Below are 10,548 nucleotides of genomic sequence, written 5' to 3' on the forward strand. Positions count from 1 at the left end.
GTTCGGTATGGCGCACCGGTTTGAGGATGAAGTCCTCGGGAAGGATGCCGGCATCGTTCTCGGCGCCCTTGTCGAATGCGTTGGCGGAAACAATGGCGAGATGAATGTCCTCGTGCCCTGAYGCACGCACACGGCGCAGGGTTTCCCAGCCATCGATCCCCGGCATGGCCAGGTCCATGAAGATCACGTCGGGCCGGTACCCGCTGGCCAGCAGGTCCATGCAATCGTGACCGCTGGCGGCGGTACGCAATTCAAATCCCATGGGCTCAAGCAGTTGTACCAGCAGTTCACGGTCAGGCTCTTCGTTGTCGACCACCAGCAGCTTGCGGCGAACCCCGTCATAGCCGCGCGGCTGGCGCCTGGCTGGTTTGGTGGCGGCATCCTTGACGGCTCCTGCAGCCACGTGCACTTCGGGCAAAAACAGCCGGATGCGGAAAATCGAGCCTTCGCCCGGGGTGCTGACCACCGTCATCTCGCCACCCATCAGGTCGGTCAGCATCTTGGCAATCGTCAAACCCAAACCGGCGCCCGGTGTGCCTTCCGCGCTTTGGCCGGCTGTAGCCCCGCGTGCAAAGGGCTCAAAAATCTGCGCCAACTCCGCCTCACCCATGCCCGGGCCGGTATCTTCGATGTCGATGTAGGCCATCTCGCGCGCATGGCGCAACCTGAAAATTACCTGGCCCTGCGCCGTGAACTTGATGGCGTTGCCCAGCAAATTGATGAGAATCTGCCGAACGCGTTTCTCATCGGCCCGCACCAGCTCCGGCAGATGACCGCTGGTCTCAAAGCGGAACCCGAGACCCTTGGCGGCGGCCTGCAGCTCGAACATGCCGGCCATCTCGTGCACACAGTCGGCGAAATGCATGGGCTTGACATTCAGCGTGAGCTTGCCCGCCTCGATGCGGGCAATATCGAGCGTTCCCTCGATCAGCGAGAGCAGGTGTTCGCCCCCGCGCTTGATGACGCTGACCGCCTGTTTGCGGTGCGGCGGTATGGCGTTGTCTTCACCCATCAGCTGCGCGTAACCCAGGATGCTGTTGAGCGGCGTGCGCAATTCGTGGCTGATGGCGCTGATATAGCGGCTTTTCGCCTGGTTGGCCTGGTCGGCATGGCGGCGGGCCTCTTCGGCCACCAGCTTGGCCTGTTGCAGCGCTTCGTCTGTTTGCCGGTGCGACTCGATCTCGCGCATCAGCAAATGGGTCTGGCGGTTCGATTCTTCCTGGGCCACCTGGCGGCTTTTGTGCGCCAGCACCAGCCACCAGGCAACAAGGCCGGCAATGACCAGCAAGGCCATGTACGCCTTCATGAAACCTGAACGCAAAGCCGGCTCAGAGGGTTCGATGTCCGCCAGCGCGCTGATTTCCTGGTGGTAAAGCAGGCCGAACACGCTGGCCAGCAGCGGCACGATGATGAGCATGAGCAGCAGGAAATGGCCCAGGCCCGTATCCAGGTAAGGCCAGATGCGGCGCGGCAGCAGCCAGCGCAGCGCACCGGACCACTGCGCCGACAGGCTGGCGTGCGGCTTGCACAGGTCGCCGCAGCGCGCGTCCAGCGTGCAGCACAGCGAGCAGATGGGCCCCTGGTAGGCGGGGCAGTGTGCCATGTCCGGGCCTTCGTAGGCGCGTTCACAAATCACACACTGCTGCGTTGCATAGCGCTTGTAGGAACCGTCGGAAGAAGTCGCTCCGGAGCTGCGCGCAATGTAGTAACGGCCCCGGGTCGCCCAGGCGATCAGGGGCGCGGCCACAAATGCGGTGCCCATGGCGATCACCGCGGAAAAAGCCCGCGCCGTTTCGCCGTAAAGCCCCAGATGCGCTGTAACCGACAACAGCGAAGCCAGCGCCATGGCGCCCACACCGACCGGGTTGATGTCGTACAGGTGGGCCCGTTTGAATTCAATGCCTTTGGGAGAAAGGCCCAATGGTTTGTTGACGACCAGGTCGGCGAYGACAGCCATCACCCAGGCGATGGCGATGTTCGAATACAGCCCCAACACGTCGCCCAGCGCCTGGAACACATTCATCTCCATCAGCATGAAGGCAATGAGCGTGTTGAACACCACCCAGACCACCCGCCCGGGGTGGCTGTGCGTGATGCGCGAGAAAAAATTCGACCACGCCAGCGAACCGGCGTACGCGTTGGTCACATTGATCTTGAGCTGAGACACCACCACGAACAGCGCCGTGGCCGCCACCGCCATGCCGTAATTCGGAAAGACATACTCGTAGGCCGCAAGGTACATCTGGTTGGGGTCTACCGCCCGGTCCAGCGGGACCATGTTGGAGATGGCCAGATAGGCTAGCAAAGCGCCGCCCAGCATTTTCACCACGCCGAGTAGCACCCAGCCTGGTCCCCCCACCAGCACGCCCCCCCACCATCGCCAGCGGTTGGCCTCTGTCTGCACCGGCATGAAGCGCAAATAGTCGGCTTGCTCGCCCATCTGGGTGATCAGTGCGATTCCGACCGTTAAAGCAGCACCAAACAGGTGCAAATTGAATTCACCGTTTGTTCCAGTTTCCCCTCCGTAGTGCAGAACACCCGAAAACGCACCGGGATCGCGCAGGAAGACATAAACAAAAGGCACCACCAGCATGACCAGCCATAAAGGCTGCGTCCAGACCTGCAGGCGGGAGATCGCGGAGACGCCATGGGTTACCAGCGGAATGACCACCAGCGCGCAGATCAGGTAGCCCCAACTGGGCGGGATACCCAGGGCGAGGTCCAGCGCGTAAGCCATGACCGCCGCTTCCAGCGCGAAAAAGATAAAGGTAAACGAGGCGTAGATCAGCGAGGTCAGCGTGGAGCCGATATAGCCAAAACCGGCGCCGCGCGTCAGCAGGTCCATGTCGACGCCATAGCGCGCCGCGTAAATGCTGATGGGCAGGCCCGCCATGAAAATGATGAGCCCGGTGGCCATGATCGCCCAGAAGGCGTTGGTAAACCCGTACTTCACCAGCAGCGTGGCGCCCACGGCTTCAAGGATCAGGAAAGAAGCCGCGCCGAACGCGGTGTTGGCAACCCGCCACTCGGACCACTTGCGAAAGCGCTGCGGCGTGAAACGCAGCGCGTAGTCTTCCATGGTTTCGCTGGCCACCCAGCTGTTGTAGTCGCGCCTGACCTTGATGATGCGCTGCAGCGGCGGCGCTTCTGCCGCCAAAGGCGCGGCCCCGGCCGCTTCGGGCGGCAGTGGCGGCAGCTGGGGCGTGAGCGGGGCGTCCATAGGGTGGGCAGATGCGCCGGGCGCGGAGTGATTGACCGTCTTCAGGTGCATGTTCTGTGCCATGCATCCTGCCCGGGGCGGCCTTGGTGGCTCACGTTTCTTATGGCACCATTCTTGCACCCCGGCAAGCATCCCCAAGCCGGCAGCCTGCCCTGAGAGAGCCCCATGGAATTGACGCCCCGAGAAAAAGACAAGCTCCTTATTTTTACCGCTGCCCTGCTCGCCGAAAGGCGCCGCGCCCGCGGCCTCAAGCTCAACTACCCCGAGTCCGTAGCCCTCATCAGCGCCGCCGTCATGGAAGGTGCGCGCGACGGCAAATCCGTCGCCCAGCTGATGAGCGAGGGCCGCACGGTGCTGACCCGCGCCGATGTGATGGACGGCATCCCCGAGCTGATCCCCGACATCCAGGTCGAAGCGACTTTTCCCGACGGTACCAAGCTGGTCACCGTGCACCAGCCCATTGTTTAAGCATTACCCGAGATCGCCACCATGCAAATCAAAACCAAAAACGCTCTTTTTTTGATAGCTGCTTGCGCAATATCGGCGGGCGCCAGCGCCCATATTGATCATCAATCCGGCGCTGCGGTGCACGACCACGCCAGTGCTTTCTTCAGCGGCTTCATCCACCCGCTGACAGGCATGGACCACCTTGCGGCCATGGTGGCCGTGGGCCTGTGGAGCGCCCTGGTCGCTCGACGCGCCGGCCCCGAATTGCTGTGGGGTCCGCTGGGCTTTGCCGGCATGCTGCTGGCAGGCGCCCTGCTGGGCCTGCAGGGTCTGGAGATTCCCGCCGTCGAGCCCATGATCGCGGCTTCGCTGCTGGTCACCGGCCTGCTGGTCGTGACGCGCTGGCATGTGCCCGGCATTGCGGCGGCGCTCGTCGTTGGTGTGTTCGCCGTCTTMCACGGTCTTGCCCATGGTTATGAACTCGCCGGGGCACCCAGCGCCTGGGCCACGCTGTCGGGCATGCTGGCCGCGACGCTGCTGCTGCACCTGGCGGGCCTGGGTGCGGGCTGGGCGCTGCGCAGTGCCAGCGTCTGGCTGCCGCGCGCGGCTGGCGCCRCCGTCGCCCTCTTCGGCGTGACCCTGCTCGCCCAACTGGCCTGAGGCGCACCATGATTCCCGGCGAACTCATCACCGACGGCCCCGACCACGTACTCAATGCAGGCCGGCGCACGCTGACCGTCGTTGTGCAGAACACGGCCGACCGGCCCATACAGGTCGGCTCGCACTACCACTTTGCCGAAACCAACGGCGCGCTTGGCTTTGACCGCGACGCCGCGCGCGGCATGCGGCTGAACATCGCGTCGGGCACGGCCGTGCGCTTCGAGCCGGGGCAGCAGCGCACGGTGGAACTGGTGGAATTCGCAGGCGACCGCAAGGTTTACGGATTCCGAGGACTCGTGCAGGGAGCACTTTGATGGCAACAATTGGACGCCGCGCCTACGCGGAAATGTTCGGCCCCACCGTCGGTGACCGGCTGCGGCTGGCCGATACGGATTTGGTGGTCGAAGTCGAAGCCGACTACACGCTGCGCGCCGGCAGCTACGGCGAGGAAGTCAAATTCGGCGGCGGCAAGACGATTCGCGACGGCATGGCCCAGTCGCAAAAAACCCGGGCCGAAGGCGCGATGGACTGCGTGATGACAAACGCGCTCATCATCGACCACTGGGGCATCGTGAAGGCCGACATCGGCCTGAAGGGCGGGCGCATCGCCGCCATCGGCAAGGCCGGCAACCCCGACACCCAACCCGGCGTCGACATGATCATCGGCCCCGGCACCGAGATCATCAGCTGCGAGGGCATGATCGTCACGGCTGGCGGCATCGACTCGCACATCCACTTCATCTGCCCGCAGCAGATCGAGGAAGCRCTGACTGCCGGCATCACCACCATGCTGGGCGGCGGCACAGGCCCGGCCACCGGCACCTTTGCCACCACCTGCACGCCCGGCCCCTGGAACATCGAGCGCATGCTGCAGGCAGCCGACGCCTTCCCGATGAACCTGGGCTTCCTGGGCAAGGGCAATGCCAGCCTGCCCGCCGCGCTGCACGAGCAGATCAACGCCGGTGTCATCGGCCTGAAACTGCACGAAGACTGGGGTACCACGCCCGCGGCCATCAGCAACTGCCTGGATGTTGCGGAAGAAACCGACACACAGGTCGCTATCCACAGCGACACGCTTAACGAATCCGGCTTTGTCGAAAACACGATTGCCGCCACCAAAGGCCGCAGCCTCTGCGCCTTTCACACCGAAGGCGCGGGCGGCGGCCATGCCCCCGACATCCTGCGCGTGGTCGGCGAAGAGAACTTCCTGCCCTCCTCCACCAACCCCACCATGCCCTATACCGTCAACACGCTCGACGAACACGTCGACATGCTGATGGTGTGCCACCACCTGGACGCCGGCATCGCCGAAGACCTGGCCTTTGCGGAAAGCCGCATCCGCAAGGAAACCATCGCAGCCGAAGACGTGCTGCACGACCTGGGCGCCATTAGCATGATGAGCAGTGACAGTCAGGCCATGGGCCGCGTCGGCGAGGYCATCATCCGCACCTGGCAGACCGCGCACAAGATGAAGCTGCAGCGCGGCAAGCTGCCCGGTGACAGCGACCGCCACGACAACTTCCGCGCCAAGCGCTACATCAGCAAATACACCATCAACCCAGCGATTGCCCATGGCATCTCGCACGAGGTTGGCTCAGTCGAGTTGGGCAAGTGGGCCGACCTGGTGGTGTGGAAACCGGCTTTCTTCGGCATCAAGCCCTCGGTCATCCTCAAAGGCGGCTTTATCGCCATGGCGGCCATGGGCGACCCGAACGCCTCCATCCCCACGCCGCAGCCGGTGCATTACCGCCCCATGTTCGGCGGCTTCGGCGGCGCGATTGCCAAGGGTTCGCTGACCTTTGTCTCGCAAGCGGGGCTGAACGCTGGCGTCAAGGAACGCTTCGGCCTGGCCAAGACCGTGAGCGCCGTGAAAAACGTGCGCGGCGTGCGCAAGCAGCACATGGTCCACAATGCCTATCTGCCCAGGATGGAAGTCGACRCACAGACCTACCTGGTACGCGCAGACGGTCAGCTGCTGACCTGCGAGCCAGCCACCAGCCTGCCGATGACGCAACGGTATTTTCTTTTCTAACCGGCGACGCAGAGGCGCTGCGACAATCGGGAATCTCGCTCACTCACCTTCCGCTATGAACCCCACCACACCGTTCGAGTCCGCCGCGCGCCTTGCCTTGATCGCTACCGCATTGGCCTGCGCCGCCGCCGCAAGTCACGCCCAGGAACTATGGCCCGGCACGCAAGTGGGCATGTCGCCGGCTGATGTGTCCAAGCGCTTTCCCTCCGCCAAACCCATTGCGGCGGCACCGAGCGGCAAGCCCTGGGGCACCTGCCTACGAGAAGCGAGTCTGGCCCTCGCCGGCGTGAAGTTCAACACCTGCTTCCGCTTCATCGACGACAAGCTCGTCAACGTGCTGGCCCGGCAGGAAGACGAATACGTGCAGAACGCATCGACCAAGATCAACTTCGAGAAGATTGCCGCTGAGCTCCGCAAAAAATACGGCGCGCCCAAGTCCATGACCCTGGAATCGCGCCACGCCGGTCTGTTCGGCGGCGCCATTTGGGAAAGCGAGGGGGTGTCCCTCGAGGTAAGCAGTTCACCCTCCACACAAATCACCTCTCATTTGGTGGTCGTGTTCAAGAAGGCGCAATGAGCTGCGAAAAAAACGGGCTTCACGGGTGCCTTCAAAGCAACATAAATCCCGCAACAACGCTTTGCCGACAATGACCCCCTCCGTGTTGCAGTGCTCCAAAGTCCTCCCGCAAGGCAAGGGCCTCGCGCCCGTGCTTCTTAAACGCGCCGCCATCGTCGAGCTCGACTGGGATGTGCGCCAAAAAAGCCGATTTGACGCGACCGACTCGCTCGGCCGCCACCTTGGTGTGTTCCTGCCGCGCGGCACGCTGGTGCGTGGCGGCGACGTGCTGGTGGCGGAAGACGGCTCCATGGTCAAGGTGATTGCCGCGCCTCAAGCCGTGCTCCGCATCACCGCTTGCCCGTCGCATGGCTCCCCTTTCGACCTGACGCGCGCCGCTTACCACCTGGGCAACCGGCATGTGCCGATTGAACTCAAGCCGGACCACCTGAAAATTGAACCCGACCATGTGCTGGCCGACATGCTGCGTGCCATGCACCTGATCGTGAACGAAGTTGAAGAAGCGTTCGAACCTGAAGGCGGCGCCTACAGCGCTGGCGGACACAGCCATGGGCATGACCATTCCCATGACCACGCGCAGCCCGCCGCCGCGCCACACGTGCATGGCCCCGACTGCAATCATGGTCATGACGACCACACCCACGAAGCCCTGCCGGTCGCCATCCAGATTCACAGGCACAAGCCGCACCAGGCGCGTTGATGGACATGTCCGCCGCGCCTGCAGGGCAGCTACCGGCCGCCAGCCTGCTCCAGCTCATCTGGCTGGCCTCCCCGGCCTTGCCTGTAGGCGGATTTTCATACTCGGAAGGGCTTGAAACCGCCATGGATCGTGCGCAACCAGCTACAGAAATGATAGCAAGCGACTGGCTGACCGACCAGCTCCAGATCAGCCTGGCGCGCGGTGACCTGGCGGTCATTGCCCAGGCTATTCCTGCCTGGCGCTCGGGTGACCTGCTACGCGTGCAGCAACTCAATGCCTGGGTGCTGCAAACCCGGGAAACCAGCGAACTGCGTGCCCAGGCCGAGCAAATGGGCAGATCCCTGCTGGACTGGCTGCGCAACCATGACGACGCCAACACAGCGCATATTGAGGCCTGCGCGCAGATGCAGCCGACCTTCCCCGTCGCCTTTGCGCTGGCCGTTTCACAGACCGAGGCAGGCGTGCGCGACTGCCTGCTGGCTTACGCTTTCGGCTGGGCGGAAAACATGACACAAGCCGCCATCAAATCAGTGCCTTTAGGGCAAAGCGCCGGCCAGCGCATGCTGGCGCGCCTTGCTGGCGGCATACCTGCAGCGGTCGAGGCCGCCATGCAGCTGTCGGATGACGAACGCCAGGCCTTTTCACCCATGCTGGCCATTCTTTCTTCACAGCATGAAACCCAGTATTCGCGGCTGTTCCGCTCCTGAAACCTCATTGCAAATCTGACCGCAATTCCAAAAAAGCCCCCCATGAGCCTGCATCACATCGCCAACCGCACCAAAAAGCTCCCCCCCTTGCGCGTCGGCATAGGGGGCCCCGTCGGTTCCGGCAAAACCACATTGCTTGAAATGCTGTGCAAAGGCATGAAGGCCAAATACGACCTGGTCGCCATCACCAACGACATTTACACCAAGGAAGACCAGCGCATCCTGACCGTCAGCGGCGCGCTGGACGCCGAACGCATCATGGGCGTGGAAACCGGCGGCTGCCCGCACACCGCCATACGCGAAGACGCCTCGATCAACCTCGAAGCCATAGACCGCATGCTGGTGGACTTCCCCAACGCCGACATCGTGTTCGTCGAGTCCGGCGGCGACAACCTGGCCGCCACCTTCAGTCCCGAGCTGAGCGACCTCACCATCTATGTGATCGACGTGGCCGCCGGCGAGAAGATCCCGCGCAAAGGCGGGCCGGGCATCACCAAAAGCGATCTGTTCGTCATCAACAAAACCGACCTGGCGCCCCATGTCGGCGCCGACCTGGGCGTGATGGAGGCGGACACCATCCGCATGCGCACCACGGCCAAGGGCCTGAAGCCTTTTGTCATGACCAATCTCAAGACCAATGCCGGCCTTGCGGAGGTCATTGCGTTTATCGAGACAAAAGGGATGCTGCTGGCCCAGCCCGAAGCCGCGTAGGGCGAGCAGGCAAAAAAAAGCCCGGAGGACCGGGCAGTAAAACTGGCTTCGCCAGTGGAGGGAGGTGCGACCCAGGACGGGCCGCAAGGAAAGTTTAGCCAGCGGCTGGCTGGCGGTGTGTAGGACAAGGTCGTGAATGCCGCCTGCGGACAGCGTTTCGGCGACAGGCCCTGGCCACGACGGGCGGCTGACTCATATATATATAGCAGGCAGATAGCAGGCCACTCTGGCGTCCTTACACCTCAAACTCGCTGGGGTGAACAGTTTCGAACATCCTGCCGTCCCGGAAGAAAACGACCATCCAGTTACCGAACCGTTGCGTAGGGTGCGCCGGAATGACCTGGTTCAGGGCATGCGCAATGGATTTCTTGACGGATAACCCAATTTCCTGGATTTCTGGGGAAAGTGAGTCCACGCTAATCAACATGAAGGTTCCGCGGTCCTGGACTTCGACCCGCGGAAACGACCAGCGGGCGCCGGTGGCATGCACAAATGCCGTAGTAACCTTCTCTGCCGACTCGGGGGTGAATGCTGGAGCAGTCATATTTGTGTCCTCTTAAAGTGCTGTAACTGAATGTTTCAATCATGGCTGTACCAGCGCCTTTAGTCACCGTTCCCAAAAACGTTTGGGAAGCGGAGAGGAAATAGTTCCAGGAAATAAGTCCGTTTTTTTGGCTCTATTTGCTTGACAGTCACAAAGTGACCAATGACGAACCAAAAGAGGTGGACTTCAGCCCTCTATTTTTGGCAGCACCCTGCCCTCGTGAGTAATTCAATGTGTGGAAGGCAGCCGATGCGCCAGGCGCGCCTGTTGTCCAGGCTGCGAAACCGCATTTATCGACAGTGGCTCATCAACGAGCCAGATGAGCGCCGACTAGCGGTTAAACTATGCGGCTCGGAAGCGTGGCAGAGCGGTTGAATGCAGCAGTCTYGAAAACTGCCGAGGATGCAAGTCCTCCGTGAGTTCGAATCTCACCGCTTCCGCCACTTGTTGGCACTGGCCTTTAGCTGGTCTAAAAGTGTGCTCTCCGGTTCAGCCTCAAGCGCTGCAACCGCAATCCAGTGCTCTGGATTTTCTCCTAATTTGATAGCAAAGTTACCAGCAAGCGTAGGGCTTAGCCGGCCACGCTTCTTTGCTTGAGAGATTGTCGACAGATCCAAATTCAGCTCATCACACCAATGCGCAGCGCGCTTCATCTCAAGTGCTTTGGTGAGTAATTCCATGGTGTTGGTCATAGCTGATCTCCTGGGTTCCAAATATTTTATGACTGGCTGTCAATTTATTTGTTGACAGATTGTCATTCTCTGAACTGTAATTCAAATATTGACATTCGGTCACTATTTTTTACAAGAGCAGCTAGCACCTTTGCCTAGCTACCTTCATGAGGAGGAATCCAGTGGGCTTTCAGGGAGCAGTTGCGAAGTCGGCTAGAAGTTTTGCCGCGTCAGGTATCTGCGGATACCGGACAACCCGATACCCGACATCCTTTAGCC

Annotated in this window: 11 protein-coding genes and 1 tRNA gene; 9 read left to right on the top strand and 3 right to left on the bottom strand. The window is 61.8% G+C overall.

The window, feature by feature from the left end; all coding sequences use genetic code 11:
• The coding region (locus tag AC1D1X_RS07425; RefSeq protein WP_477698067.1) for a hybrid sensor histidine kinase/response regulator at window positions 1-3,220 on the bottom strand (3,220 nt) is incomplete at its 3' end.
• Window positions 3,221-3,385: 165 nt separating this feature from the next.
• Between AC1D1X_RS07425 and AC1D1X_RS07430 the strand changes: the two genes are divergently transcribed.
• The 8 genes from AC1D1X_RS07430 to ureG all read left to right on the top strand — a co-directional run bounded on the left by AC1D1X_RS07430 (window position 3,386) and on the right by ureG (window position 9,054).
• A complete protein-coding gene (locus tag AC1D1X_RS07430) occupies window positions 3,386-3,688 on the top strand; it encodes an urease subunit gamma (RefSeq protein WP_007874763.1) in 303 nt (100 codons plus the stop codon).
• Window positions 3,689-3,709: 21 nt separating this feature from the next.
• On the top strand, window positions 3,710-4,327 hold the full coding sequence (locus AC1D1X_RS07435) for a HupE/UreJ family protein (RefSeq protein WP_477698065.1): 618 nt from the start codon (window positions 3,710-3,712) through the stop codon (window positions 4,325-4,327).
• Window positions 4,328-4,335: 8 nt separating this feature from the next.
• Window positions 4,336-4,641 carry an urease subunit beta gene (locus tag AC1D1X_RS07440; RefSeq protein ID WP_477668211.1) on the top strand — a complete coding sequence of 102 codons (306 nt, stop codon included), beginning with the start codon at window positions 4,336-4,338 and terminating at the stop codon, window positions 4,639-4,641.
• Window positions 4,641-6,359 carry an urease subunit alpha gene (gene ureC / locus AC1D1X_RS07445; protein ID WP_477698066.1) on the top strand — a complete coding sequence of 573 codons (1,719 nt, stop codon included), beginning with the start codon at window positions 4,641-4,643 and terminating at the stop codon, window positions 6,357-6,359. The genes AC1D1X_RS07440 and ureC overlap by 1 nt, the downstream gene beginning before the upstream one ends.
• Window positions 6,360-6,414: 55 nt before the next feature.
• Window positions 6,415-6,936 carry a hypothetical protein gene (locus AC1D1X_RS07450; RefSeq protein ID WP_477668213.1) on the top strand — a complete coding sequence of 174 codons (522 nt, stop codon included), beginning with the start codon at window positions 6,415-6,417 and terminating at the stop codon, window positions 6,934-6,936.
• Window positions 6,937-7,018: 82 nt separating this feature from the next.
• Window positions 7,019-7,636 (top strand): urease accessory protein UreE, encoded by a 618-nt coding sequence (ureE, locus tag AC1D1X_RS07455; RefSeq protein WP_477668912.1) that lies wholly within the window; start codon window positions 7,019-7,021, stop codon window positions 7,634-7,636.
• Between the two features lie 5 nt (window positions 7,637-7,641).
• The gene (locus AC1D1X_RS07460) at window positions 7,642-8,343 is read left to right on the top strand and encodes an urease accessory protein UreF (RefSeq protein ID WP_477668913.1); all 702 of its coding nucleotides are present in this window, start codon (window positions 7,642-7,644) and stop codon (window positions 8,341-8,343) included.
• Window positions 8,344-8,385: 42 nt separating this feature from the next.
• Window positions 8,386-9,054: an urease accessory protein UreG gene (gene ureG, locus AC1D1X_RS07465; protein WP_477668214.1), complete on the top strand. Its 669-nt coding sequence runs from the start codon at window positions 8,386-8,388 to the stop codon at window positions 9,052-9,054.
• Window positions 9,055-9,289: 235 nt separating this feature from the next.
• Here ureG and AC1D1X_RS07470 read toward each other — a convergent pair whose 3' ends face one another.
• Window positions 9,290-9,598, bottom strand: coding sequence for a hypothetical protein (locus AC1D1X_RS07470; RefSeq protein ID WP_477668215.1), 309 nt, complete (start codon window positions 9,596-9,598; stop codon window positions 9,290-9,292).
• 353 nt (window positions 9,599-9,951) lie between these two features.
• Between AC1D1X_RS07470 and AC1D1X_RS07475 the strand changes: the two genes are divergently transcribed.
• Window positions 9,952-10,041 (top strand) — tRNA-Ser (locus AC1D1X_RS07475).
• Here the strand turns inward: AC1D1X_RS07475 and AC1D1X_RS07480 are convergent.
• Window positions 10,027-10,290, bottom strand: coding sequence for a hypothetical protein (locus AC1D1X_RS07480; protein ID WP_477668216.1), 264 nt, complete (start codon window positions 10,288-10,290; stop codon window positions 10,027-10,029). The two genes, AC1D1X_RS07475 and AC1D1X_RS07480, sit on opposite strands and share 15 nt — an antisense overlap.
• Window positions 10,291-10,548: the final 258 nt, after the last annotated feature.

It is taken from the genome of Polaromonas sp. P1_G4, assembly GCF_056405475.1.